The organism is Spirillospora sp. NPDC048819, assembly GCF_040650055.1.
In the GTDB taxonomy this organism is placed as follows: Bacteria; Actinomycetota; Actinomycetes; order Streptosporangiales; family Streptosporangiaceae; genus Spirillospora.
Genome location: NZ_JBEZGN010000008.1, coordinates 236,958 through 261,041 on the forward strand (window position 1 = coordinate 236,958; position 24,084 = coordinate 261,041).

At 71.3% G+C, this 24,084-nt stretch carries 23 protein-coding genes; 14 read left to right on the top strand and 9 right to left on the bottom strand.

All coding sequences use genetic code 11. The annotated features are described in order from the left end of the window. Positions 1-2 precede the first annotated feature (2 nt). A complete protein-coding gene (locus AB0C35_RS14690) occupies positions 3-1,430 on the bottom strand; it encodes a glutamate decarboxylase (protein ID WP_358455012.1) in 1,428 nt (475 codons plus the stop codon). A gap of 98 nt (positions 1,431-1,528) precedes the next feature. After that, positions 1,529-2,188 carry a TetR family transcriptional regulator gene (locus AB0C35_RS14695; protein WP_358455015.1) on the bottom strand — a complete coding sequence of 220 codons (660 nt, stop codon included), beginning with the start codon at positions 2,186-2,188 and terminating at the stop codon, positions 1,529-1,531. Between the two features lie 151 nt (positions 2,189-2,339). Between AB0C35_RS14695 and AB0C35_RS14700 the strand changes: the two genes are divergently transcribed. Continuing rightward, positions 2,340-3,956, top strand: a complete 1,617-nt coding sequence (locus tag AB0C35_RS14700; protein WP_358455017.1) for an MFS transporter — start codon at positions 2,340-2,342, stop codon at positions 3,954-3,956. 25 nt (positions 3,957-3,981) lie between these two features. Here the strand turns inward: AB0C35_RS14700 and AB0C35_RS14705 are convergent, their stop codons facing one another. Further along, positions 3,982-5,265, bottom strand: a complete 1,284-nt coding sequence (locus AB0C35_RS14705; protein ID WP_358455020.1) for a hypothetical protein — start codon at positions 5,263-5,265, stop codon at positions 3,982-3,984. 250 nt (positions 5,266-5,515) lie between these two features. On the opposite strand from AB0C35_RS14705, the gene egtA reads away from it, so the two are divergent. From egtA to egtD, 4 genes are read left to right on the top strand one after another with little or no spacing between them, the layout of a single operon-like run. Beyond that, positions 5,516-6,739 (top strand): ergothioneine biosynthesis glutamate--cysteine ligase EgtA, encoded by a 1,224-nt coding sequence (gene egtA / locus AB0C35_RS14710; protein ID WP_358455023.1) that lies wholly within the window; start codon positions 5,516-5,518, stop codon positions 6,737-6,739. After that, on the top strand, positions 6,736-8,109 hold the full coding sequence (gene egtB / locus AB0C35_RS14715; protein ID WP_358455089.1) for an ergothioneine biosynthesis protein EgtB: 1,374 nt from the start codon (positions 6,736-6,738) through the stop codon (positions 8,107-8,109). The genes egtA and egtB overlap by 4 nt, the downstream gene beginning before the upstream one ends. Continuing rightward, the gene (egtC, locus tag AB0C35_RS14720; RefSeq protein WP_358455026.1) at positions 8,110-8,844 is read left to right on the top strand and encodes an ergothioneine biosynthesis protein EgtC; all 735 of its coding nucleotides are present in this window, start codon (positions 8,110-8,112) and stop codon (positions 8,842-8,844) included. Between the two features lie 31 nt (positions 8,845-8,875). Beyond that, positions 8,876-9,832, top strand: coding sequence for an L-histidine N(alpha)-methyltransferase (gene egtD / locus AB0C35_RS14725; RefSeq protein ID WP_358455029.1), 957 nt, complete (start codon positions 8,876-8,878; stop codon positions 9,830-9,832). A gap of 4 nt (positions 9,833-9,836) precedes the next feature. Here the strand turns inward: egtD and AB0C35_RS14730 are convergent, their stop codons facing one another. Beyond that, on the bottom strand, positions 9,837-10,610 hold the full coding sequence (locus AB0C35_RS14730) for an SGNH/GDSL hydrolase family protein (RefSeq protein ID WP_358455032.1): 774 nt from the start codon (positions 10,608-10,610) through the stop codon (positions 9,837-9,839). Positions 10,611-10,829: 219 nt separating this feature from the next. Between AB0C35_RS14730 and AB0C35_RS14735 the strand changes: the two genes are divergently transcribed. Next, entirely contained in the window at positions 10,830-11,981 is a 1,152-nt protein-coding gene (locus AB0C35_RS14735) for an acyltransferase (protein ID WP_358455034.1), read from the top strand. A gap of 246 nt (positions 11,982-12,227) precedes the next feature. On the opposite strand, the gene AB0C35_RS14740 is transcribed toward AB0C35_RS14735, so the two are convergent. After that, complete coding sequence (locus AB0C35_RS14740; protein ID WP_358455037.1) at positions 12,228-12,794, bottom strand: cysteine dioxygenase family protein; 567 nt, start codon at positions 12,792-12,794, stop codon at positions 12,228-12,230. A gap of 209 nt (positions 12,795-13,003) precedes the next feature. On the opposite strand from AB0C35_RS14740, the gene AB0C35_RS14745 reads away from it, so the two are divergent. After that, complete coding sequence (locus AB0C35_RS14745; protein WP_358455040.1) at positions 13,004-14,011, top strand: LacI family DNA-binding transcriptional regulator; 1,008 nt, start codon at positions 13,004-13,006, stop codon at positions 14,009-14,011. 4 nt (positions 14,012-14,015) lie between these two features. On the opposite strand, the gene AB0C35_RS14750 is transcribed toward AB0C35_RS14745, so the two are convergent. Further along, a complete protein-coding gene (locus AB0C35_RS14750; RefSeq protein ID WP_358455041.1) occupies positions 14,016-15,479 on the bottom strand; it encodes an aromatic amino acid ammonia-lyase in 1,464 nt (487 codons plus the stop codon). 158 nt (positions 15,480-15,637) lie between these two features. On the opposite strand from AB0C35_RS14750, the gene AB0C35_RS14755 reads away from it, so the two are divergent. The 5 genes from AB0C35_RS14755 to AB0C35_RS14775 all read left to right on the top strand — a co-directional run bounded on the left by AB0C35_RS14755 (position 15,638) and on the right by AB0C35_RS14775 (position 20,140). Then, a complete protein-coding gene (locus tag AB0C35_RS14755; protein WP_358455043.1) occupies positions 15,638-16,807 on the top strand; it encodes an ATP-binding cassette domain-containing protein in 1,170 nt (389 codons plus the stop codon). After that, a complete protein-coding gene (locus AB0C35_RS14760) occupies positions 16,807-17,457 on the top strand; it encodes an ABC transporter permease (RefSeq protein ID WP_358455045.1) in 651 nt (216 codons plus the stop codon). The genes AB0C35_RS14755 and AB0C35_RS14760 overlap by 1 nt, the downstream gene beginning before the upstream one ends. Before the next feature lie 52 nt (positions 17,458-17,509). Continuing rightward, positions 17,510-18,196 (top strand): ABC transporter permease, encoded by a 687-nt coding sequence (locus tag AB0C35_RS14765; protein WP_358455047.1) that lies wholly within the window; start codon positions 17,510-17,512, stop codon positions 18,194-18,196. Positions 18,197-18,218: 22 nt separating this feature from the next. Next, positions 18,219-19,139, top strand: coding sequence for a glycine betaine ABC transporter substrate-binding protein (locus AB0C35_RS14770; protein WP_358455049.1), 921 nt, complete (start codon positions 18,219-18,221; stop codon positions 19,137-19,139). Positions 19,140-19,381: 242 nt separating this feature from the next. Beyond that, positions 19,382-20,140, top strand: coding sequence for a hypothetical protein (locus tag AB0C35_RS14775; protein WP_358455052.1), 759 nt, complete (start codon positions 19,382-19,384; stop codon positions 20,138-20,140). Between the two features lie 139 nt (positions 20,141-20,279). On the opposite strand, the gene AB0C35_RS14780 is transcribed toward AB0C35_RS14775, so the two are convergent. After that, entirely contained in the window at positions 20,280-20,474 is a 195-nt protein-coding gene (locus AB0C35_RS14780; protein ID WP_358455054.1) for a DUF397 domain-containing protein, read from the bottom strand. Further along, entirely contained in the window at positions 20,471-21,418 is a 948-nt protein-coding gene (locus AB0C35_RS14785) for a helix-turn-helix transcriptional regulator (protein WP_358455057.1), read from the bottom strand. The genes AB0C35_RS14780 and AB0C35_RS14785 overlap by 4 nt, the downstream gene beginning before the upstream one ends. Positions 21,419-21,667: 249 nt before the next feature. Between AB0C35_RS14785 and AB0C35_RS14790 the strand changes: the two genes are divergently transcribed. Both AB0C35_RS14790 and AB0C35_RS14795 read left to right on the top strand, forming a co-directional pair. Then, positions 21,668-22,108, top strand: a complete 441-nt coding sequence (locus tag AB0C35_RS14790; protein ID WP_358455059.1) for an ATP-binding protein — start codon at positions 21,668-21,670, stop codon at positions 22,106-22,108. Positions 22,109-22,154: 46 nt separating this feature from the next. After that, the gene (locus AB0C35_RS14795; protein WP_358455062.1) at positions 22,155-23,150 is read left to right on the top strand and encodes a hypothetical protein; all 996 of its coding nucleotides are present in this window, start codon (positions 22,155-22,157) and stop codon (positions 23,148-23,150) included. Between the two features lie 97 nt (positions 23,151-23,247). Here AB0C35_RS14795 and AB0C35_RS14800 read toward each other — a convergent pair whose 3' ends face one another. Then, positions 23,248-23,784: a HEAT repeat domain-containing protein gene (locus AB0C35_RS14800; protein WP_358455065.1), complete on the bottom strand. Its 537-nt coding sequence runs from the start codon at positions 23,782-23,784 to the stop codon at positions 23,248-23,250. Between the last annotated feature and the right edge of the window lie 300 nt (positions 23,785-24,084).

Below are 24,084 nucleotides of genomic sequence, written 5' to 3' on the forward strand. Positions count from 1 at the left end.
CCTCAGACCTTCCGGGTCGGCGTCCGTTTGGGATCGGCGCCGTGCGCGAAGCCGGACGCGTCCGCCGCGTCCCGCCTCGGTTCCGGCTGGGACCGCAGCCGGGGCAGGGCGCGGCGCACGTCGTCCAGGAACAGGTCGGCGAGGTCGTGCCCGAACCCGTTGCGCACAACGACCCGCAGGACGGCGAGGTCGGTGCGGTTCTCCGGGAAGGTGTAGGCGGGCACGAGCCAGCCCGACTCGCGCAGCGCGGCCGACACGTCGAACACGGTGAAGTTGCCGACGTCCTCCCGGATCCGGAAGGCGAACACCGGGATGTCGCCGCCGTCGGTGAGCGTCTCGAAGGGGCCGAGCCGGCCGATCTCCGCCGACAGCCGCGTCGCGACGTCCCGGCAGGTCCGCTGGACGCGGCGGTACCCGTCGAAGCCGAGCCTCAGGAAGTTGTAGTACTGCGCCACGACCTGCGCGCCGGGGCGGGAGAAGTTCAGCGCGAACGTCGGCATGTCCCCGCCGAGGTAGTTGACGTGGAACACCAGGTCGTCGGGCAGCGCGTCCTCGTCCCGCCACACCGCCCAGCCCACGCCCGGCATGACCAGGCCGTACTTGTGGCCGGAGGTGTTGATGGACGCGACGCGCGGCAGCCGGAAGTCCCAGCGCAGGTCCGGGTCGAGGAACGGCGCCACCATCGCGCCGGACGCTCCGTCCACGTGGATCGGCACGTCGAGGCCGGTGCGCCGCTCCAGGTCGTCGAGCGCGGACGCGATCTCCGCGACGGGCTCGTAGCTGCCGTCGAACGTGGAGCCGAGGACGGCGACGACGCCGATGGTGTTCTCGTCGCACAGCTGGACGGCCTCCGGCGCGCCCAGGTGGTAGCGGCCGCCCTCCATCGGCACGTACCGGGGCTCGACCTCGAAGTAGTTCGCGAACTTCTCCCAGCAGACCTGCACGTTGACGCCCATGACGAGGTTGGGCCGGTCGGCGGGCTTCCCGGCGGCGAGGCGCCGCGCCCGCCAGCGGCGTTTCAGGGCGAGGCCGCCGAGCATCGCCGCCTCGCTGGACCCGGTGGTCGAGCAGCCCACCGCGGTGAGCGGGTCCTCGGCGTGCCATAGCCGGGCGAGCATGTGCACGCAGCGCAGCTCCAGTTCGGCGGTGCGCGGATACTCGTCCTTGTCGATCATGTTCTTCTCGGCGCATTCGGCCATGAGCCGCAGCGCTTCCGGCTCCGCCCACGTCGACACGAACGTCGCGAGGTTCAGCCGTGCGTTCCCGTCCAGCATCAGCTCGTCGTGGACGATCTGGTAGGCGGTGCCGGGGTCGAGTTCCCCGGCGGGCAGCGCGCCGCGGGGGATCGCCAGCGGCTCCCGGCTGAAAACCGGGTTGACCTGGAGGTCACGGCCGTCGCGTTCGGTGGTCCGGGGATCCTTCAGGGCCATGTCGCCGTCCTCCCTGCGCGCACGGGGGAGGGACGTCCCCCGACTCCGCACTGGGTACCCGCGGTGCCGCGCCCCACACCGCGGGGCCGGGCCGGCGGTCAGCGTTCCCGGCCGAGGCCGTTCTCCAGGATGGCGAAGGTCTTGTCGACGGTCTCGGAGAGCGAGCCGAACGCGCCGCCGTGGCGGCGCATCGCGTCGGTGGCGGCCTGGAAGCCGCAGGTGGTGGCGACGGCGATGACGTGCGGGCGCAGGTCGTCGGCGGGGTCGACGCCGAGCCGCTCGGAGATGAACTCGATCAGCAGGGCCTGCTTCTTCTGCGCGTGCTCCAGGCTGCCCGCCATGAGGGTCGGGCTGTCGTTCATCATCGACAGCATGCACTGGAAGCGCTCGGGGTCGAAGCCGAGTTCGCCGGCCTCGCAGGCGCGGGCGATGCCGACCACGGCCCGGCGCAGCGCCGTCATGACGGGCTCATCGGCCGGCCGCTCGCTCAGCGCCGCCAGGACGGCGCGGGTCTGCTCCTCCTGGAAGGTGAGCGCGACGTCCTCCTTCGAGGCGAAGTAGCGGAAGAACGTGCGGGACGAGACGTCCACGGCGTCGGCGATCTCCTCGACGGTGGTCGCGTCGAACCCCTTCTCGGAGAAGAGGGTGAACGCGGCGTCGACGAGCGCGTCGCGGGTGCGCTGCTTCTTGCGTTCGCGGCGGCCCGGTGGCTGGGGCCCGGGGCCGGTGGTGCCGGTCTCAGGGGCGGTCGCGGTCATGGGCGCAGTGTAGCCATCCCGTCGTCCCGCGCCAAGAGGCAGCGGCTAACCAATGTCTGCATGTGACGAATATCGTACTGCGACCTGAGTCGGTTGACGACAAGTGTCACGCCATGACACTTTTGTTCCTTCCCATCCGGAGGTCGAATCCATGACTCAGTCCAAAGGCGCCACACTCGATCCCGGCGCCGTCCACGTCCCGCCGCGCGACAAGGCGCGCGGCCGTCCCGCAAGGCCGGGGCACGGACATCCGTGGCTCACCCTCGTGGCGGTCGCGCTCGGCGTGATGATGGTCGGGCTGGACGCCACCGTCGTGTCCATCGCCAACCCGGCGATCGCCCGCGACCTCGGTGCCAACCTGTCCGGCCTGCAGTGGGTCACCAACGCCTACCTGCTGGCCCTCGCCGTCACGCTGATCCCGGCCGGGAAGATCGCCGACCGGTTCGGGCGCAGGCGGACGTTCCTGGCCGGCGTGGTCGGGTTCGCCGCCGCGTCCGTCATGATCGGGCTCTCCGGCGGCCTCGGCATGGTCATCTTCTGGCGGGTCGTGCAGGGCTTCGCGGGAGCGCTGCTCCAGCCCGCGAGTCTCGCCATCCTGCGCAACACGTTCCCGGCCGAGCGGCTCAACACCGCGATCGGCATCTGGGGCTCCACCGTCGGCATCTCCATCGCGGGCGGGCCGATCGTCGCCGGGCTGCTGGTCGAGAATGTCAACTGGGAGTCGGTCTTCTTCCTCAACGCCCCGCTCGGCCTCGTCGCGCTCGCCGTCGGCCTGTGGGTGATCCGCGAGTCGCGGGACGAGGAGGCCACCGGCTCCTTCGACCTGCCCGGCGTCGCGCTTCTCACCGGTGCGCTGTTCGCCCTGGTCTGGGGGCTCATCAAGGCCGGTGAAAACGGGTTCGGGGACGCCGTCCCGCTGGTGTCGTTCGCCGTCTCCGTCGTGCTGTTCGCCGGGTTTGTCCGGAACGAGCTGCGCGTCGAGCGTCCGCTGCTCCCGCTCGGGCTGTTCCGCTCGGTGTCGCTGTCGGCGGCGACCGGGCTCATCGTCCTCGGCTTCTTCGGGATGTTCGGGACGATCTTCTTCATCACCCTCTACCTGCAGCAGGTGCACGGCATGAGCCCGGTGGACGCCGGCGTGCGGATGCTGCCGATGACCGCCGTGTTCATCGTCTCCTCACCGCTGGCGGGCGCGCTGACCAGCCGGTTCGGGCCGCGGGTGCCGCTCGCGCTCGGCATGGGCTTCACCGCGGCCGCGCTGTTCGGGCTGTCGCGCATCGGGGTGGAGGCGCCCTACGTCCAGCTGTGGCCGTGGTTCGTGCTGCTCGGCATGGCGTTCGGGTTCGTCATCGTCGCCGGGACCGAGGCCATCGTCGGCAACGCGCCGGCCCACCTCGCCGGGGTCGCGGGCGGGCTCCAGCAGACCGCCGCGCAGCTCGGCGGCGTCCTCGGCACCTCCGTCCTGGGCGTACTGCTGTCCACCAGGGTCGGCGACGTGCTGTTCGGGAGGCTGACGGACGCGGGCGTCCCCGGCGCCGCCGCCGAGCGGCTCGCGGGCCAGGGCGGGATCGTCTCGCAGGGCGTCGCGCCGGTCCCGCCGGGCACCCCGGCGCCGGCCGCCGAGGCCATCACCACCGGAAGCCATCTCGCGTTCATGGACGGCTTCCAGACCTCGCTGACCGTCGCCGGAGCGGTCGCCGTCGTCGCGGTCCTCGCGGCCATGCTCGTCCGGCGCGGCGACTCCCCGGTCGACGGCGCCGCCGCGGCCTGATGACGCCGGGCGCTACGAGGGCCGGTCAGCCCCCGCTCGGTGACGGCGCCGGGTTGGTCGTCGGGCTGGGGCTCGGCGTGCCCGGGTCGCCGGCGGGCGGGTCGGACGGGGTGTCGGGCGGCGGCGTGGTCGGGTCGGCGGTGCCGTCGTCCGGCGGGGTCGTCGGGTCGCCCGGCGTGTCCGGGGGAGTCGTCGGGGACTCGCCGGCCGGCGGGGTGGACGGGCCGTCCGGCTGCGGCGGCGTGCTCGGCGGCGCCGCGCTCCCGTCCTTCGAGGGGGTGCCGGACGGGGACGTCGCCGGCGGCGCCGCCGGGGCCGGAGCGCCGGCGGCCGGGGCTCCGGCGCCCTGCCGAGCCGGGTCGCCGCCCTTCGTCGCGGGGTCCTGCGGGGTGCCGGGCGCCCCGCCCGTCGCCCGCTCGGTGCCGCTGAGGCCAGGCACCGGGGGCGGGACGGGCTCGCTCGTCGCGGACGCCGGGTTGGTCTGGCCGGTGCTCGCCGTCGGCACCAGCGAGGCCGCCCCGCTGCCGCCCTTGGCCGACGGCCAGGCGGCGAGCAGGCCGATGACCGCCGCGGCGGAGGCGGCGACGCCGGCGGCGGCGCCGAGGCCCTTGGAGATGCCGCCGGACAGCCCGCGCCGCACGCGGTCGCCGTTCCGGCCCGAGCGTCCCGCGCGCGGTCCGTCCGAGCCGATCACGACGAGCGGGCTCGGAGAGATGACGCTCGGCAGCCGCCGGACGGCCTCGTCCTCACAGGCGGCGAGGACCTGCTCGCGCAGCCAGGCGGGCGCGCGGTCCGGCGCCCGCCGGGCGAGCAGCCGCGGCAGCCGTTTCTTCTCGAAAGCGGTGATGAGGTCGAGCCGCGCCTCGGCCGTCCCGCGCATCAGGATGTCGAGAACGGAACGCTCCAGGCGGGTCCGCGCCGCGTCGAGCAGCTGCACGACGGTGTCCGGCGCGATGCCGAGGACGCGGGCGATGTCGTGGGGTTCGAGCCATTCGCCCGCCCACAGCAGCAGCACCTCGCGGTGGTCGGAGCGCAGGGCCCCGGCGGCGCGCAGCAGCGGGTCCGGGTCGGCGAACAGGACGCCGCCCCGCCCGCCGGCGTTGCCGGTGAAGGCGCCGCGCTCGGCGCAGGCCGACCGGGAGAGCGAGTACAGCCACAGGACCTTGTCGCCGCGCGGCGGCTGGTGGACGGCCGCGGTGAAGGCGTCCCCGACGGCCGCCGCCGCGAGCTGGTCGCCGACGAGCGACCAGCAGTACGCGTACAGGCGGTCGGCGTGCGCGTCGTAGAGCGAACCCATGTCCCCGCGCATGTGACCTCCCGATCGTCGCCCCGGTACTTACCAATGGTGCATACCGCCGGTTGACGGACTCTAGCGCCTCCGGTCAATGCCTGAGAAGTCCGGGATTAGGCGATACGTCGAATAGTACGGAAGGTAACGGTGACACCTGCGCACAGTGACGTTCACGGAGATTTAAGGAAGTTCGCGAAATTCGTCGGATTCCTGATGCGGTTCAGCAGGGAAGGTTGGCACCCGCCGACGGAAAAGTGAGGAGTGAGCCGTGACCCGGCTGACTGTGGACGACGTCTACCAGCACATTCGCGGTGTCTGCTTCAAGACCGGCCCACCCGGGACGGTCGGCGCGGAGACCGAGTGGTTCGTGATCGACCCCGCCGACCCCGCCGCCCACGTCCCCGGCGACCGGGTCCGCGCGCTCGTCGACGACGCCGGCCCGCCGGCCGGCGGCAGCAGCGTCACCTACGAGCCGGGCGGGCAGCTGGAGCTCAGCTCCGCGCCGTTCGACGGGCTCGGCGCACTGCACGCGGCGCTCGGCCGGGACATCGCGCACGTCCGGGACGCGCTCGCGCCGGACGGGCTCGCCCTCGTCGGCCACGGTGTCGACCCCGTCCGTCGGCCGCGCTTCCAGGCCGACCATCCCCGCTACGCCTGCATGCGGGACTACTTCTTCGCGGGCGGCTTCCCCGACGCGGGCCTGGCCATGATGTGCTCCACCGCGTCCGTCCAGGTCAACCTGGACATCGGCGCAGACCAAACCGACGCGTTCCGCCGCTGGCGGCTCGTGCACGCGCTCGGCCCGGTGCTCGTCGCGGCGTTCGCGAACTCGCCGCTGCGCGCCGGACGCCGTACCGGGATGCGCTCGTCCCGGCAGGGCATCTGGACCGAACTCGACCCCTGCCGCACCCTCCCCGTCCTGCGCGACGGCGTGGACGTCGACCCCGCCGAGGCGTGGACCCGGTACGCGCTGGACGCCCAGGTCATGCTCGTCCACACCGCCGAGGGCGAATGGGTGTCCGACCCCGGGATGTCGTTCCTGGAATGGCTGAACAAGGGCGAGCCCGGCGAGGACGACCTGGCCTACCACCTGTCCACCCTGTTCCCGCCGGTCCGGCCGCGCGGCTGGCTGGAACTGCGCATGATCGACGCGCTGCCCGGCCCGTACTGGCCCGTCCCCGTCGCCGTCGCCACCGCGCTGCTGGACGACCCGGCCGCGTCGCGCGCCGCGGAGGCCGCGGCCGAGCCGGTGGCCCGCCGGTGGGCGGAGGCCGCCCGGCGAGGGCTGTCCGACCGGCCCCTGGCCGCCGCGGCACGGGCCTGCTTCGCCGCGGCGCTGGACGCGCTGCCGCGGCTCGGCGCCTCCGGCCTCGTCCCGCTGGTCGACGAGTACGCGCGCCGGTACGTCGAGCGGGGACGCACCCCCGCCGACGACCCCGCCCCCGATTCGCCCCCACCCCCGTCCGAGGAGGACCCGACATGGCCCCGATGACCCCCACGGGCCCGGCGGGCCCGCACGCCGGGCACGCCGCCGCCGGCGATGACGACGCGCTGAAGGAGCTGATCGCCGGCGAACTCGGCGCGGTGCGGAACCGCAGCTTCGGCCTCACCACCGACGTCCTGGCCGGGGACGACCTCACCGGCCAGGTCTCGCCGCTGATGTCGCCGCTGGTATGGGACCTCGCGCACGTCGGCAACTACGAGGAACTGTGGCTGCTGCGCGCCGCGGCGGGCGCGGAGGCGATGCGTCCCGAGATCGACGGCCTGTACGACGCGTTCGAACATCCACGCGCCGAACGGCCGTCACTGCCGCTCCTGTCGCCCGAGGAGGCCCGCTCCTACATCGGCACCGTGCGGGCCAAGGTGCTCGACTCGCTGTCGTCGGTGCGGTTCGACACGCCGGATCCGCTCACGTCGGGCGGGTTCGTCTACGGGATGGTCGTCCAGCACGAGCACATGCACGACGAGACCATGCTGGCCACCCACCAGCTGCGCAAAGGCGCCCCCGCGCTCCTCGACCCCGCCGCCGGGCCACTCCTGGAAACCTCTTCCAAGGGCCACGGGATGGGCGAGGTCCTGATCGAGGCCGGCCCATTCCAAATGGGCACGTCGGACGACCCATGGGCCTACGACAACGAAGGTCCCGTGCACGTTGTTGATCTGCCCGCCTACTACATCGATGCCGAGCCGGTGACCAACGCCGCCTACATCGCCTTCATGGAAGCCGGCGGATACGACGATCCCCGCTGGTGGGACCCCGACGGATGGGAATGGCGCAACAGCGGCGGCAAACGCGCCCCCGCGTTCTGGGTGCGGGAGGGCGCCCAATGGCTGCGGCGCCGGTTCGGGCGCACCGAACCCGTCCCACCCGGCGAGCCCGTCCAGCACGTGTGCTGGTACGAGGCGGACGCGTACGCGCGGTGGGCCGGCAAGCGGCTGCCGACCGAGGCCGAGTGGGAGAAGGCCGCCCGCTGGGACCCGGCGGCCGGACGGTCGCGCCGCTACCCGTGGGGCGAGGTCTACGAAGAGGGACGCGCCAACCTCGGCCAGCGCGCGCTCCGCCCGTCCGAGACGGGCTCTTACGCGGCGGGCGCGTCCGCGTACGGGGTCAGGCGTCTGCTGGGGGACGTGTGGGAGTGGACGTCGTCCGACTTCCACGGCTACCCCGGCTTCCGCTCCTTCCCCTACAAGGAGTACTCGGAAGTCTTCTTCGGCCCCGAGTACAAGGTGCTGAGAGGCGGCTCCTGGGCGACGCACCCGCTCGCCATACGCGGATCGTTCCGCAACTGGGACTACCCCGTCAGGCGGCAGATCTTCTCCGGGTTCCGCTGCGCACGCTCCGTCGCAGGGGAGGCGCGCTGAATGTGCCGCCATCTCGGCTACCTGGGCCCCGAACGGACGCTGCACTCCCTCATCTACGACGGTGAGCACTCCCTGGAGACCCAGTCGTACGCGCCGCGCATGACGCAGGGGTGCCTCCTCAACGCCGACGGGTACGGCGTCGGCTGGTACCAGGACGGCGAGGCCGTCCGGTTCCGGCGCGCCCAGCCCATCTGGACCGACCAGTCGTTCCGCGAGGTCGCCGGGGCCGTCCGGGCGTCGTGCGCGATCGCGGCGATCCGGTCGGCGACCGTCGGTTTCCCCGTGGACGAGTCCTGCGCCCAGCCGTTCCGCGCCGGGACGTGGCTGTTCAGCCACAACGGGAAGATCGACGACTTCGGCGGCGTCGAAGGCAAACTCCGCGAACTGGCCGGGGACCTCGCCGCGGTGCCCGACGCCCGCGCCCCCGTCGACTCCGCACCGCTGTTCGCCCTCGCCGTCCGGCACTGGCGGGACGGGCTGCCGCTCGGCGACGGACTCGCCGCCGTCATCGGCGCGATCACCGCGCTCGCCCCCGGCCGCTACAACCTGCTCGCCTCCGACGGCACGTCCCTGGCCGCCACGACCTGGGGCGACTCGCTGTTCGTCCGCGAGGACGGGGACCAGATCCGGATCGCGTCCGAACCGCTCGACGGCGACGCCGCCTGGCAGGCCGTCCCCGACCGCTCACTCGTCACCGCCGGCCTCACCGCCGGCGTCTCCGTCACGTCCCTGTGAACACCGATTCCCCTCCGAAGGAGAGAACCACGTGGACCGGTTCCTGACCGCCGACGACCTCGCCAAGACGCTCCGCCAGGACGTCCGGGAGGGGCTCACCGGCACGCCCAAGACCCTGCCGCCCAAGTGGTTCTACGACGAGCGCGGCAGCGCGCTCTTCGAGGAGATCACGACGCTGGAGGAGTACTACCCGACCCGCCGCGAACGGGAGATCCTCGTCGCGCGGGCACCCGAGATCGCCGCCGCCACCGGCGCCCGGACCCTGCTGGAACTCGGCGCCGGGTCGGGGGAGAAGACGCGGCTGCTGCTCGGCGCGCTCGCCGGCACGCTGCGCTCGTACGTGCCGGTGGACGTGAGCGGCGACTTCCTGGAGGAGGCCGCGGCGGGCATCGCGTCCGACCATCCGGGCCTGGCCGTCCGGACCGTCGTCGCCGACTACGAGCAGCACCTGCACCTGCTGCCTGGCGGCGAGCGCCGCCTCATCGCCTTCCTCGGCGGGACGATCGGCAACATGCCGCCCGCCGCGCGGGTCGGGTTCCTCGGCGGCGTCCGCGCCACCATGTCCGGCGGCGACTTCCTCCTGCTCGGCGCCGACCTCGTCAAGGACGCGGACCGGCTCGTCCGCGCCTACGACGACGAGGCCGGCGTCACCGCCGAGTTCAACCGCAACGTCCTGCACGTCATCAACCGGGAACTGGACGCCGGCTTCGACCCGGACGCGTTCGAGCACCGCGCCGTCTGGGACGAGGCCGAGGAGTGGATCGAGATGCGGCTGCGGTCCACCCGCGACCAGGACGTCCGCGTCGGCGGCCTCGACCTGGAGGTGTCGTTCGCCGCGGGCGAGGAGATGCGCACCGAGATCTCCGCCAAGTTCCGGCGGGAACGGCTGGAGGCCGAACTGGGCGCGGCCGGAATGGAACTCGCCGAGTTCTGGACGGACGCGGAGGGCGACTTCTCGCTCAGCCTCGCCCGCCCGGCCGACGGCTGACGCGCTACTTCTTGCGGACCGGCTGGGCGAGGCCCATCCTCTGCAGGTCGCCCGCCAGGCGGGTCGCCAGGTACCGGTGGCCCTCCGGGGTCGGATGGATGCGGTCCCGCTTGATGTACCGCCGGGCGTTGCCCACGCCGGTCAGCGAGTCGCCGGTGATCCACTGCTCGCCGATCGGGTCGACGAACGGGACGCCGAGCTGCCCGGCCAGGTTCTTCAGCGCGTCGCGCACGGCGGTGGCCCCGCGCGACGGCGTCCCCGTCCCCCAGATCGGGCCCATCAGCACGATGTGGGTGCCGGGCCAGCGCTGCCTGGCGCGCTCAAGGATCACGTGCGCGGCGGCGGCGACCTGCGGGGCCGCGACGCGGAAGTCGTTGTGGCCGCCGGACACGATCAGCATGTCGGGTGCGGGACGCCACCCGAGCTGGCTCTCGAACAGCGCGAGGAACGCCTGCTGCCCCCCGCCCCTCACGACGAACCCGGTTCCGGACCGTCCGCCGACGATGACCTGCCAGCCGAGCAGCCGCGCCGTGGCGGAGGCGTACGTCGCCTCCGGCTGGGGACGCCCGTCGCCGACCGTGTAGCTGTCGCCGAGGAACATCACCACGGACGGAGCGTCGCGGGACTCCCGCTCACCTCCCTGCCCGGGGCCGTCCGCCGCCGCCGAACGGTGCACGGGGCCCCCGATCGGGGAACAGCCGGTCGCGGCCAGCGCCGCCACCAGGCTCAGGCACAGCACGAGAGTCGCCGCGCCGCGTCGGGCGCGGCGAGATGTCATCGAGGGACCACCAATCATCCGGAGCCGCCAAAGGCTCAGGGACGCTGAGCATCTTACTGATCCGTTGTACCCACCGTGGCCTCGTCAGCCCCGGCGTGCCGGGCAGTCCGGCGGCTCTGCGGCGCCGGCGGGGGACTGATGTGGAATCGCGTCCTCGCCTACACCCGCCGTTCACCTTCCGGCTCGGGACGGGCAACCTGGCGCCGAGAGGGTTCCGCGATGACTCGACGGGAACGGCTGCGCGAACTCGACCTCCTGCGCTTCCTGGCCGCGCTGGCGGTGGTGCTGTACCACTTCACCGGGTTCGGCGGGACCGGGGCGTGGCCCGAACCGGCGCGCGAGGTCTTCCCCGAAATCGCCTCCCTCACCCGGTTCGGATACCTCGGCGTCGACCTGTTCTTCGTCATCAGCGGGTTCGTGATCCTCATGAGCGTGTGGGGACGCGGGCCGGGCGAGTTCGGGATCTCCCGGCTGGTCCGGCTGATGCCCGCGTACTGGGTCAGCGTGCTGCTCGGCGCGTTCGTGTACGCGGTGTTCCGCCAGGGGAACGGCGTCCCCGGCCTGGTCGTGCCGAACCTGACCATGCTGCAGGGCGGGCTCGGCGTCGGGAATGTGGACGCCGTCTACTGGACGCTCTGGGTCGAACTGCACTTCTACGTGCTCGTCGCCGTCCTCGCGGGCATCGGTATCACGTACCGCTCCTGCCTCATCTTCATGGCCGCCTGGATGTTCGGCGGCCTGTTCGCCGACCAGGCCGACCACGAACTGCTCCAGGCGATGCTCGTGCCGACATGGAGCCCGTACTTCATCGCGGGCATGGCGCTCTACCTGATCCACCGGTTCGGGCCGACGCTGCTGCTGTGGGGTTACGTGGCCGTGTCGTACCTGATGGCGCTGCGCTGGGGCGCCTGGCGCGCGGAGACGGTGTTCCGCGGGGCCGACGAGGTCGTGGTCAGCGCCGTCATCACCGGGATCTTCGTGGTGATGATCCTCGTCGCGACCGGGCGGCTGCGCCGTCTCCGGTGGAGCGGACTGACCGTCCTCGGGGCGCTGACGTATCCGCTGTACCTCGTCCACTCCCAGCTCGCTCTGCCCCTCCTGGACGCGCTGTACCCGGCCGTCGACCGGTGGGCCGCGCTCGGGGCGGTCGTCGCCGCGTCCCTGCTGGCCGCCTACGCCGTGCACCGCCTCGTCGAACGTCCGGGCGCGGCCTGGATGCGCCGCCGCCTGTACGCGTCCTTGGAGCCGATGCGACCGCCTGCGGAACCGTCTACGTTGGTCGGTCATGGCGGTCGGGGTGGACGCGGCGGTACTCGCCTCAACGGCGGTGAGCCTGGGAACCGCACCCCGGCTGATGCGGCGCACCGGTGACCACGTGTCAGCCGCAGGCCGGCGCCCCTGGGCACGCCCCGAGGCGTTCCTGGCCGTGGTGGCCGCGCTCGCCTATCTGAACCAGGTGCTGTTCACCGATGGTGTGACCCGGTGGTGTGTGACACCGCGACGGTAGTGCGCGCTGAAGGAGATGTGGGCGTTCGGCCGATGTGAGCGGGCTTCGGCCGGACGCACCGCCTCCGGCGGGCCCGCTCGCCCCCGGTCGGGCCCGCCGGAGGTACCACTTCAGGACGCCGCCGGCCCGGGCTCCCCGCCCTCGGCCTCGTCTGCGGGCTCCTCGTCCTGGGGGCGCAGTTCCTCGGTGTAGCCGACGGTCAGGCGGCGCATCACTCCCGACTCGTCGATGGAGTACTGGCCGAGGCGCTCCAGCGGCGGCGAGTACGCGTGGATCGAGACGCTTGCGTCGTCCACGCCGGTGAGCCGGTGGATGTGGTCGGGCCCGAAGCAGAACGACCGGCCCTCCGCGACCACGGTCCGGAGGGGGTCGCCGCCAAGGCGCGGGTTGTTCTCCTCCACCGCCCCGGCGACGACGCGGACGGCCCCGGACGAGATGTCGTGGTCGTGCCAGCCGGTGTCGTTCTGGGGCGTCCAGCAGAGCAGCCAGACGTCCACGTGGTCGTCCCGGTACAGCGAGGCGTAGTGGCGCCGTCCGCCTGGGAACGCGACGTGCTGCCGCCACAGGTCCGGCCGCTCCGCCAGGTCGTCGACGAGCTTGCGCAGCTCGTGCTTGTCCAGGGGACGGCCGGGCAGATTCTCGAAGCAGGCGGCGCGGGGCAGGACCTCGGATGTCACGGGTTCGCTCCTTTCCGTTCTCTCGTTGTCGCGGTTCTGTTCATCGGTGGAAAACCGCGGGGTCTCCGCACCGGGTGAACGGGCTGGACACGGCTGCTGAACCGCATCACTGAACCGCATCAGTTAACCGCTTCAGTGAACCGGTTCAGAGCCGCGCCCGTCAAGTCGGGTCCACGGGGTTGTCGGTGGCGGGCTCTAGGGTTGGAGGGGTGTCGGACAAGCGCAAGCGCGCGACCATCCGGGAAGTGGCGCAGGCGACGGGGTTGTCGCCCGCCGCGGTGTCGTACGCATTGCGCGGCATCCAGACCTCCGAGGAGACGCAGGAGCGGGTCCGCGCCGCCGCCGACGAGCTCGGCTACGAGGCGCACCCGATCGCCCGTGCCCTCGCCAGCGGCCGCACCGCGCAGGTCGGGCTGCTGTGCGGCTCCCTTGAGGACTACTGGCAGCAGTCGCTCGCGGTCGGCATCGGCCGCGCGCTGCTGGCCCGCGACCGCTACGCCCTGATCGTGGACGCCGGCGGCGAACCCGAGCGGGAGCTGGCCCTCGCCCGCCGGCTGCGCGACCAGCGGGTGGACGGCCTCATCGTCCAGCCGCTCGACCCGTCCGCCGCGCTGTGGACGGAGCTGGCCGCCTCGATCCCGGTGGTGTCCATAGGCGACGCGCTGCACGGCGGGCAGGCGCAGGGCGAGGTCGTGTTCGACAACCGGCGCGGCGTCACGCTCGCGCTGGAGCATCTGCGCGACCTCGGGCACGAGCGCCTCACCGTGTTCACCCCGACGGGCGCCAGCACCCCCGACCGGCCCGCCGACGTGCACGTCAACGCCGAGGCCGAGCGTCTCGGGCTGCGGGTCGACGTGGTCGTCGTGCCGCAGTCGCACGCCGCCGCCGCCGAGGTCGCCATGCGGGTGCTCGCCGGTCCCGGCCGTCCCTCGGCGGTGTTCTGCTTCGCCGACTCCATCGCCTACGGCGTCTACGCCGCCACCCGCGAACTGGGCCTCGCCGTCCCCGGCGACGTCGCCGTCTGCGGGTACGACAACCATCCGATGTCGTCGCTGCTCACCCCGCCGCTGACCACCGTCGACTGGGACATCGACGGCATCGTGCACTCCGCCGTCCGGCTCATCGTGGACGTCATAGACGGCAAGCCGCGCAAGCGCCGCGTGGTCCGCGAGCCGTCCCTGCGCGTGCGCGCCTCGACGGGCGTGCCAGGCGGGTAGGGGGTCAGGGATGGAGCCGGGCCAGCCCGGGCAGGAGGTCCGCCGCGGCGGCGATGTCGGTGTCCAGCGGCCGGTCCTCCACGCGCGGGTCGAGCACGGTGGCGGCCATGTCGTAGGCGGACCGGAGCGGGCCGCCCGACGGCGCGCGTCCCTGCATCCGCAGCGCCCGCACCGCGGCGACGAGCTCGCAGCCGAGCCCCAGCCGGTAGGCGGCGACGGCGTCGGTCGTCGCGCGGGCCGACTGGGTGGAGAAGCCCGCGTGCTCCTCCACGCCGCGCGACAGGACCGCGCTGCCGAGCGCCGCCGGGGTCGCGAGGCGGCGGACGTCGGCGAGGCACGAGTGCGCCACATACTCCAGGATCATGATCCCCGAGGACGCCTCGGTGGCGCCCTGGAACGGGTACAGGCCGGTGAACGACGGCTCGGCGAGCGTCCCGAGCCGGGCGGCGGCGAGGGCCATCGTCTGGAACAGGGCTGCGCGGGCCGAGTCCAGGGCGAGGCCGACGTAGCCGGTGTGGAAGTTGCCGTTGTGCCAGGCGGTCCGGCCGGCGACGTCGATGAGGGGGTTCTCGGCCGCGGCGTTGATCTCGCGGGTGACGACCTCCCCGGCGTAGGCGCCCGCCTCCAGCGCCGGGCCATGCACCTGCGGGAACGCCCGGTAGCCGTACGGGTCCTGGATGCGCATCGGCGCGGGCCGGTCGAAGGCGAGCAGCGCCCGCATCGCCGCCGCGACCTCCTGCTGGCCGGGATGCGGGCACGCGTCCTGCACCGCCTGCGCGTACGGCTCCTCCGAGCCCCGCACGGCGAAGTGCGACAGCGCGGCGACGACGGTGGACGCGCGGAGCATCTCCCGCAGATCGGCGGCCGCGAGCGCCGCCTCCCCGAGCGTGGCCGCGTTGGAGCTGATGAACGCCAGCGCGTCGGACGAGCGCAGCCGGTACCCGGGGCCCCGCTCGGGCGTGTCGTCCGGCTCCGCGAGCCAGGCCCGCTCGCCCAGCAGGCACAGCGCCGTCGAGGCCAGCGCGGTGAGGTCGCCGGTGCCGATCGCGCCGTGCACCGGTACCGGAGGAAGAAGGCCCAGGTTGAGGACGTCCGCGAGGGCCTGCAGCGCCCCCGGCTCGACACCCGAGCCGCCCGCCGCGATCTGGTTCAGCCGGACCGTCAGCATCGCCCGGACGATCTCCGGCGCGACCAGGGGCCCGGCGCCCGCCGCATGGCTGCGCAGGAGCCGCAGGCCGTGCGCGTCGGCGTCCTCCCACTCCACGTCCACCACGCGGTTCGCGCCGACCCCGGTCGTGCGCCCGTACACCGGCTGCGACGCGGCGACCTCACCGGCCACCCGCCAGGCCGCGCGGGCCCGTTCGACGCCGTCCGGGGCTATGGCGATGGTCACATCCTCGCGGGCGGCGCGGACGACCTGGGCGCAGGTGAGCGCGGTGCCATCGATAACGATTCGGCTGTTCTCCACGCCGCGAGGCTACTTTCCCCGGATTCCAGGTAGGTAGGCTCCACATCCGATGTTCCGGACAAGCCGGGATACTTCGCTGACCGTACCCTGTGGTTACGGTCAGGGAGAAGGCCGAATCGATCATCGGCGTCACGGGCGCCCGACCAGGACGTGAATCCTTGATCACCTTTGAGGGCGTGACCAAGCGCTACCCCGGCGGCACCGTCGCACTGGACGACGTCAGTCTCGACTGCCCCACCGGCCGCATCACCGTGTTCGTCGGCACGTCCGGCGGCGGCAAGACCACCGCGCTGCGCGCGATCAACCGGATGGCGGAGCCCACGTCCGGCCGCGTCCTCATCGACGGGCAGGACGTCCGGGAGCACAAGCCCGCCCAGCTGCGGCGCGGCATCGGCTACGTCATCCAGCACGCCGGGCTGTTCCCGCACCGCACCATCGAGGACAACATCGCGACCGTCCCGCACCTGCTGCGCTGGAACAAGAAGAAGGCGCGGACGCGGGCCCACGAGCTGATGGAGCGGGTCGGGCTCGAACACTCGATGGCGCGGCGGTACCCGTTCCAGCTGTCCGGCGGCCAGCAGCAGCGCGTCGGCGTCGCGCGGGCCCTCGCCGCCGACCCGCCGATCATGCTGATGGACGAGCCGTTCAGCGCCGTCGACCCCGTCGTCCGCGCCGAACTCCAGGACGAGTTCCTGCGCCTCCAGGACGAACTGCACAAGACGATCGTGTTCGTCACCCACGACATCGACGAGGCCATCAAGCTCGGCGACCGGATCGCGGTGTTCCAGACCGGCGGGAAACTCGTCCAGGTCGACAGCCCCGAGGCGCTGCTGGCACGCCCCGCGAACGACTTCGTCGCCGGGTTCATCGGCCACGACCGCGGCATCCGGCGGCTGTCGTTCGTCCCCGCCGCGTCCGCGCCGCTGACCGAGCGGGACGTCCTGCCCGCCGACGCGCCGGTGGACCGGGCGCGCGACGCCTCCGACGGCTGGGTCTTGGTCGTGGACGCCGACCGGCTCCCCCTCGGCTGGGCCGCGGCGGGCGCGCTGCCCGCGTCGGGCGTTCTCGGCGACGCGCGGCTCGCGCCGATCGGGCACACGTTCAACGTCGAGAGCGACTCCGTCCGGGCCGCGCTCGACGCCGCGATCCTGTCGCCGTCCGGCCGGGCCGTCGGCGTGGACGGGGAGGGCCGGCTCCTGGGCGTCGCCGACCAGCACGACCTGAGCGCCGTCATCGCCCGCTCCGGCGCGGACGTCGAGCCGGAGCCCGCCGACGACGCCACGGACGACGCCGACGACGAACCCGCGGTCATCAAGGACGGTGGCTGATGGAGATCGACTGGGGCTGGATCGCCGACCACACCGACTCGCTCGGCGAGCACGCCCTCATCCACCTGCGGCTCGCGCTGCTGCCGGTGGTGTTCGGGCTGCTCATCTCGCTGCCGGTCGGCGTGCTGTGCCGCCGCTGGGGCTGGCTCTACCCGCCGACGCTGACGATCGCGAACGTGTTCTACGCGATCCCGTCGCTGGCCCTGTTCATGATCTTCATCCAGTACACCGGGCTCACCCCGTCCACCGTCATGATCCCGCTGACGCTGTACAGCCTGTCGGTGCTCGTCCCGAACGTGGTGGACGGCCTGGCGTCGGTGTCCGAACCCGTCCGGCAGGCCGCCACCGCCATGGGCTTCGGCCCGCTGCGCCGCCTCATGCGGGTCGAGTTGCCGATCGCCGTGCCCATCGTCATCGCCGGGACCCGCGTCGCGGCCGTCTCGTCCATCAGCCTCGTCGCCGTCGGCCAGCTGATCGGCCAGGGCGGGCTCGGCTACGACATCATCCGCGGCTACCAGCTGTCGTTCCAGACCCAGATCATCGCCGCCACAGTCCTGATCGTCCTCCTGGCCCTCGTCACCGACGCGATCCTGGTCACGGTCCAGCGGCTGCTCACCCCGTGGGCGCGGGCACGCGGGAAGGCCTCATGACCGAGCGAAGCGAGGACGGGGGGTGTGGGGGGTCGTCCCCCCACAAGGCACCATGAACGATTTGTGGAACCAGATCGACCTGTTCTGGACGTGGCTGACCGCGTCGGCGCAGTGGCAGGGCGACGACGGCATCCCGCACCGGCTGCTCCAGCACCTCTACTACACCGGGGTGTCGCTGTTCGCCGCCGCCGTCATCGGCCTCGCCCTCGGCCTCCTCGTCGGCCACACCGGCCGCGGCGGCTTCCTCGCGATCAGCGTCGCCAACGTCGCCCGCGCGATCCCGACCTTCGGCCTGGTGCTGTTCATCGTCGTCATCGAGTACAGCATCACCCCCGTCCTCATCGCGCTCGTGGCGCTGGCCATCCCGCCCATTCTGGTCAACACCTTCGAAGGCGTCCGCGGCGTCGACGCCGACGCCAAGGACGCCGCCCGCGGCATGGGCATGACCGGCTGGGGCGTGCTGTGGCGGGCCGAGCTGCCGATGGCGCTGCCGCTGATCCTGCTCGGGCTCCGCACGTCCGCGATCCAGGTCGTCGCCACCGCCACCATCGCCGCCTACCCCGGCTTCGGCGGCCTCGGCCGCTACATCATCGACGGGCTCGCCCGCAACGACTACCAGCTCGTCGTCGGGGGCACGGTCCTGGTGGTGCTGCTCGCGCTGATCGTCCAGCTGATCTTCGCGGGGCTGCGCCGCCTCGTCGTGTCCCCGGGCCTGCTCGGCTCCGCCCGTTCCTCCTGACCGACCGAACAGAGGAAGACCCATGAAGAAACTCATCCGTGGCGCGGCCGTCGGCCTCGTGGCCGCCCTGACGCTCACCGCCTGCGGCGGCGGAGACTCCGGCGACGACAACCCCCTCGCCGGCGGCGGCGAGAGCGGCACCATCACCGTCGGCGGCGCCAACTTCCCCGAGAGCAACCTCCTCGGCGAGATCTACGCCCAGGTCCTCGAAGCCAAGGACCTCAAGGTCACCCGCAAGTTCAACATCGGCGCCCGCGAGGTCTACTACGACCAGGTCGTCAAGGGCGGCATCAGCGTCATGCCCGAGTACAACGGCGCGCTGCTGACCACGTCCGTCGACGAGAACAGCAAGGCCGCCACCACCGAGGAGATCAACGCGGAGCTGAAGGCGAAGCTGCCCCCGGACGTGGAGATCCTCGACTCCGCCGAGGCCGAGGACAAGGACTCCGTCACCGTCAACCCGCAGACGGCCGCCAAGTACGACCTGAAGAGCATCGCCGACCTCAAGCCGGTCGCGGGCGAACTCATCATCGCGGGCCCGTCCGAGTTCGAGACCCGCCAGCACGGCCTCAAGGGCCTCAAGGAGGTCTACGGCCTGGAGTTCAAGAAGTTCCAGCCGTTCGACGCCGGCGCCCAGTCCACCCTGGTGAAGCTCCTCGTCGAGAACAAGGTCCAGGCCGCGGACCTGTTCACCACCGACCCCACCATCCAGCAGAACAAGCTGGTCGTCCTCGAAGACCCGAAGAACGTCTTCAGCGCCCAGAACGTCACCCCCCTCGTCCACAAGAAGTCCGTGAACGACACGGCGCGGGCCGCCCTCAACGCGGTCTCCGCCAAGCTCACCACCCAGGACCTCCTGGACATGATGAAGCGCATCGCCATCGACAAGGACGACCAGGAAAAGGTCGCCAAGGACTGGCTCACCAAGCAGGGCTTGATCTGACGCCCAACTTGCACCAAGCGACGGCCGAGCCCACCAAGACGCGGGCTCGGCCGTTCGCTCAGCACCGGGTGAATGGCACGCCGTTCTCATCGTTCATCTGGCGCGGACCGCTTGAACGGCCGTCCATCGGCACATGGCCGCTCAAAGCTCCGGACGTCGTGCCGACTCCTGGGAACCTGCCGCGGCACTGAGGCATCTGAATCAGAGCTTTCTGCATTCGCTCCGTGACGAGGGGACTGTGCATGCGTCGGGCGGTCGTGATCCTGCCGGTTCTGGTTACCGTGTCGGGCTGTGTGGTGACCTGGCCGGACGAGGCGGCGCCCCCGCCGCCGCAGTCGCTCGAGCCGGAGAGGCCCGAGCGGGAGGGGAAGGCCCCGGGTGCGGAACCGGCGACGACCGCCGATCCATGCGCGAAACGCCGGTCGACGGCGAGTCCGCGGCCGAGGCCGACGAAAACGCGTATTCCTTGGCGCACCGAGAAGATGGCGGACGGGTCGGTTCGGGTGACGGTCGGGGATCTGGACGCCGCGCCCGAGGATCCGGCCGCAGAACAGACCAGAGATCATCGGGCTCCGCGCGGTCGCCACGAATGTGAGACGGTGCGGTACGTGCCCGTCCGCGGCTGGTGGTGCAAGACGACGGTCAAGGCGATCCACGTGTCGGGAGAGATCGTGGTGAACCGGTCCACGCCGACCGCGAGGATTCAGGGGGCCGGCTTCTCGACGCATTGCTCTCACCGGCCCGGCCGGATGCGCCACGTATTTCAGATGGAACGCGATAGCTGGAGCGGCTCGCGCTCGTACGGAAAGCGTCAGATGACCGCGTGGACGGCGAAGCAGGGCCAGGCCGTGGGTGCGGTGACGGAAGCCTGCCCCAAGGGACGTGTGGGCACCTACGACTACCAGTTGTCGGTTCGTATTATGAGCGACCAGGTACCCATGGGCGGCGTTACCGCGACCAGCGCCCCCATCCGCACCCACTGCGGTACGGGCATCAGCTAGCCCTGGCACATCGGCACACTGAGGGCGGGCCGGTCAGCGCCCCCACCGCCGCAACGATATCGGCGAGACCGCCGTACGCCCAGATGGAGCGGAGACGTCGGCCGAGCCCGCGCTTGACGGGCTCGGCAATGGTCGCGCTTTAGCGCTTCGTGGAGCGGAGGGCCTCCATGAACACAGCCCATTCGCGGGGGGAGAAGTCCAGGACGGGACCGGTGCCGCCTTGTTTGCTGTCCCGTACACCGATCTTGCCTTGAAGGGAGCGGCCGACTTCGACGCATTCGGTGTCTGGATTGCTGTGGCTGGACTTACGCCAGCCGTGGTACTGCTGCTTCACGTGTCGTACCCTGCCTGTTCACTCAGCCGATCGGCCGTGTCCGCAAGGAGCGAAAGGCTCTCCAGCGCGGGGAGCGTGGCCTGTCGGAGGCGGTCGTGGAGACGCTCATACTTTGCCACCTCGCCTGGAACTGTGTGCACGAGGTCGGTGTTCGCGTTCTCGGCGACGACCATCGGGCGATCTACAGGGTCGGGAAACGTGTACATCACATATGTGGACGGTGGTAGGCGGCCGGGGGAGAGGCGCGCGTCCAACGGCAGTACGAGAATGGTGAAGTGAGGCTGACGGGACACCACGTCGACCGTGTGACGGAGTTGTGACGCCATGGTCGCTGCGGGGACGGCGAGGCGCTTCAACACGAACTCGTCCAGGACGATCTCTGCCGTTGGTCCGCCGGGACGGAAGAACGTCTGCTGCCGCTGAAGCCGGGCTTGGATTGTGCGCTCGGGTACGTAGCCGATCTCCGAGCCTTCCGCAAGATCCAGGTCAATGAGCGCCTGCACGAATTCCGGAGACTGCACCAGACCTGGAATCGACATCTGGTTGTAGCCGCGGATGGTGGCGGCGCCCGACTCGATGTCGGCGTACATGCGCTGGCGGGCGCCCATGGCGTCGCCGTAGGCGTCCCACCAGCCGCGTTCGGCGGCGTCGCAGGCGATCTTGAAGATCTCGTCGAACTTCCCGCCGGTGATGCCGAGGACCTTCATGATCTTCACGATGTCGCCGACGTCGGGGCGGCAGCGGGCGTTCTCCAACTTGGACACCGTCATGCGGGACCGATAGATGCGGCGGGCAAGATCGTCGGCGGTCATGCCGTGCTGCTCGCGGAGGGTCCGGAGTTCGGTGGCGAGACGCCGCCGACGAACGAACGGGCTGGTCACCGGAGACCTCCAAGATCGGGCCGGCGGACGGGGGCGCCGCTGACGGGGGATCAGGGCATCCACTCTGTGTTACCACGCGAACTCCGAGCGTGTCATCGATAGTCAGATGGTTCGAACATCCGAGGCGAGATCTCCTGTTCGTTTCGGTGGCGTTCCCCAGGTGAACGTTCACGATCATTTACGTAAACGAGCCGAACGTTCTCAGTGGAGGCGTGCCGGGCTGCCCCGCGAGCCTGCCAAGCTCGCCCTTTCACTTACCGAGGCAACGCGGTCACTGAAAATGGAACGGTCGATGACACACCGTCCCGAGAGGTGATCAATGCTGCTCGCCGCGCCCGTCCCCGCCCAGCACGAGACGCCGATGTACTGGCGGCGCGGGTTCCCGGGGAGGCCCGAAGAAGTCCGGCACGTCCGGGCGTTCACCGCGCATCTGCTGGCCGACTTCCCGGCCTTGGCGATGTTCTTCTCGTCCTGGACGAGCTGGCCGTCAACGCCATCCGGCACACCCGCTCCGGCGACGACGGCGGCCGGTTCACCGTGGACGTCAGTAGGGACGTGGCCGGTGTCATCATCTACGTCACCGACGAGGGCGGCCCGGGGGAGCCCCGCCTCCGGAACCTGGCCGAGCTCGCGGAAGGCGGCCGTGGGCTGCTCACCGTCGACGCCCTCGCCGCCACCTGGTCCTGGACGGGCGACCCGAAGAGCCGCATAATCCGCGCCACCTTCCCAGCACCGTCTCCGAGGGAAATGTGACAACTCCTCCGAACTGATCGTGATGAATTGATTACGATCGGTTCTCATGGGTGAACGAGCGCATTACGTGATCAAGAACGGTGACTCCTGGGGGCGGCACTACTCCCAATGGGGCGGATACTCCATAGAACTGGACATGTTGGCGGGCCCGGAGACGGCGACTCGGTTCGCGGGCATGCAGCGACCCGATCCGGCGTGGATGTTCGCCTCCGAGTGCGTGGGGGCCGCCCTCATCGACCGTGGTGAGTCGCGTCTGCTCTGGTACTCCAGGTGTATCGACGACGCCACCTACTGGGCCGCGGCCTTGGCCGTCATGAAGCGGACCTGGCCGGGCTGGCGCATCGACTGGGCGTACGACGGTCTCGCCGACATCGTCGCGGCGGTGGGGGAGAACCCACGGCAGGTGGACGGCCAGTGCAAGCTGCCTCAGAAGCCGCGCCTACTCCAGAAGGCATCGGACTATGAGCCGCTGCCCTGCCTGGTCACCGTGGCACAGGAAGGCGTTGTCAGAGCACACATGGTCGAAAACTCCGCTGAGTCCGTAATCGAAAACGGAGCTCGGTCATTGGCGTATTACCAGGCGGGGTCGCCGGTCAGCACATGGCCGAGTTTTCCCGGCGAAGGCGTGCACCTGGACGTGGATGCTCGGACGGGTGGAATGTGGACGCTCGGCACCCTGGACCGGCTGCCGGACGCGGCCGAAACCCACTGGCCCGGCTGGGAGTGGAAGCACTGGCAAGGGCGCTACCGCGAACAAATCGACCAGGCCGCCGGAGCGATCAGCGTCCCCGAGCCCGACCGCCGGCTGGGGTTGCGGAAGCTGGTCGAGCAGTTCGACTCACACCAGGAAGTGGACTCGGCCACGCAGGGTCTGGCGCTCCTGCTCAACGGGCTTGGTGCGCTCGTGACCGCGGCTGAGTCCGCAGGCATGCGTGTGACGACCGTGACCGATAACTCGTTCGCCCACCGTCCGATGGACCTGACAGGCGAAGAACGCGACGGGGTCCGCGCCGCACTCGCCGCCCTGCGAAACGAAATGTGAACTCTTGCCGCCCGATGTGCCGCCCCGCGCGCCGTGTTCCGGACGAGCCCCCGCACCCGGCCGTTGCGGCAACAGTGGTCTGTTCGCCGGCGGTGAGTTACCGCCTTGCGCCGCTGCCTTTTGCCGTCTGGCGCACCGTTGGGTTCGAGTCGTTGGCGGCGCGGTCGTGTAGCAGGGGGAGAGTCTGTGGATCATCCGGCCAGCCGTCGGCCACCGCTTGTACGGCGCGCCAGCGCACGGCCCAGTGGGGGTCGTTGACGGCGCGGTCGTGCAGGAGTGGGAGGGTGCGCGGATCGCGCGGCAGACCGCGGGCCACCGCCTGCATCGTCTCCCACCGCACGTCCTCGTGGGGGTCGTTGACGGCACGATGACGCAGCCAGGCAGGGGTTCTCGGATCCTCCCGCCAGCCCTCGGCCACTGCTCGCAACGCCACCCTCCGCACCGCTGGGTCGCGGTCGTTGGCGGCACGATCCAGCAGCCAGCCGAGGGTCTTGGGATCCCGTCCCACGGTCTGCGCCTGGGCCGCCGCCCACCGTACGGCCTCGTCGGGGTCGGCGGCGGCACGATCGCGCAGCTCGGTGAGAGACTGCGGCTCCGGATGTGTGACGGCGTCAATTCGGTCCGACACCATCATCGCTATGGCCATCCCGTACGAAACCGACAGCCCGGGAATGTCCCGGACTGAGAGTTCAGCAGGCTTCTAGCGAGGAGCCCTGGTCCTTCAGGGCCGGGAGGAATCGCTTCCCTCTGGGCGGCGCGTCCAGCGCCGCCCGGGTCCACCCCGCACCAACCGGGGACTGTAATGGTAAAGTCACCGATTGTGAAACTGGTGGTGCAGATAAAGCTGCTGCCGACGCCCGAGCAGGCGGCGGCGCTGACCGACACCCTGCACCAGGTCAACGCCGCCGCCAACCAGGTATCGGCTGTGGCCTTC

Bases quoted from the DNA above. Each gene is read 5' to 3' on its own strand.
- AB0C35_RS14690 (WP_358455012.1), bottom strand. From the start codon at position 1,430: ATGGCCCTGAAGGATCCCCGGACCACCGAACGCGACGGCCGTGACCTC.
- AB0C35_RS14695 (WP_358455015.1), bottom strand. From the start codon at position 2,188: ATGACCGCGACCGCCCCTGAGACCGGCACCACCGGCCCCGGGCCCCAG.
- AB0C35_RS14700 (WP_358455017.1), top strand. From the start codon at position 2,340: ATGACTCAGTCCAAAGGCGCCACACTCGATCCCGGCGCCGTCCACGTC.
- AB0C35_RS14705 (WP_358455020.1), bottom strand. From the start codon at position 5,265: ATGCGCGGGGACATGGGTTCGCTCTACGACGCGCACGCCGACCGCCTG.
- egtB (WP_358455089.1), top strand. From the start codon at position 6,736: ATGACCCCCACGGGCCCGGCGGGCCCGCACGCCGGGCACGCCGCCGCC.
- egtC (WP_358455026.1), top strand. From the start codon at position 8,110: ATGTGCCGCCATCTCGGCTACCTGGGCCCCGAACGGACGCTGCACTCC.
- AB0C35_RS14730 (WP_358455032.1), bottom strand. From the start codon at position 10,610: ATGACATCTCGCCGCGCCCGACGCGGCGCGGCGACTCTCGTGCTGTGC.
- AB0C35_RS14735 (WP_358455034.1), top strand. From the start codon at position 10,830: ATGACTCGACGGGAACGGCTGCGCGAACTCGACCTCCTGCGCTTCCTG.
- AB0C35_RS14760 (WP_358455045.1), top strand. From the start codon at position 16,807: ATGGAGATCGACTGGGGCTGGATCGCCGACCACACCGACTCGCTCGGC.
- AB0C35_RS14765 (WP_358455047.1), top strand. From the start codon at position 17,510: ATGAACGATTTGTGGAACCAGATCGACCTGTTCTGGACGTGGCTGACC.
- AB0C35_RS14770 (WP_358455049.1), top strand. From the start codon at position 18,219: ATGAAGAAACTCATCCGTGGCGCGGCCGTCGGCCTCGTGGCCGCCCTG.
- AB0C35_RS14775 (WP_358455052.1), top strand. From the start codon at position 19,382: ATGCGTCGGGCGGTCGTGATCCTGCCGGTTCTGGTTACCGTGTCGGGC.
- AB0C35_RS14795 (WP_358455062.1), top strand. From the start codon at position 22,155: ATGGGTGAACGAGCGCATTACGTGATCAAGAACGGTGACTCCTGGGGG.
- AB0C35_RS14800 (WP_358455065.1), bottom strand. From the start codon at position 23,784: ATGATGGTGTCGGACCGAATTGACGCCGTCACACATCCGGAGCCGCAG.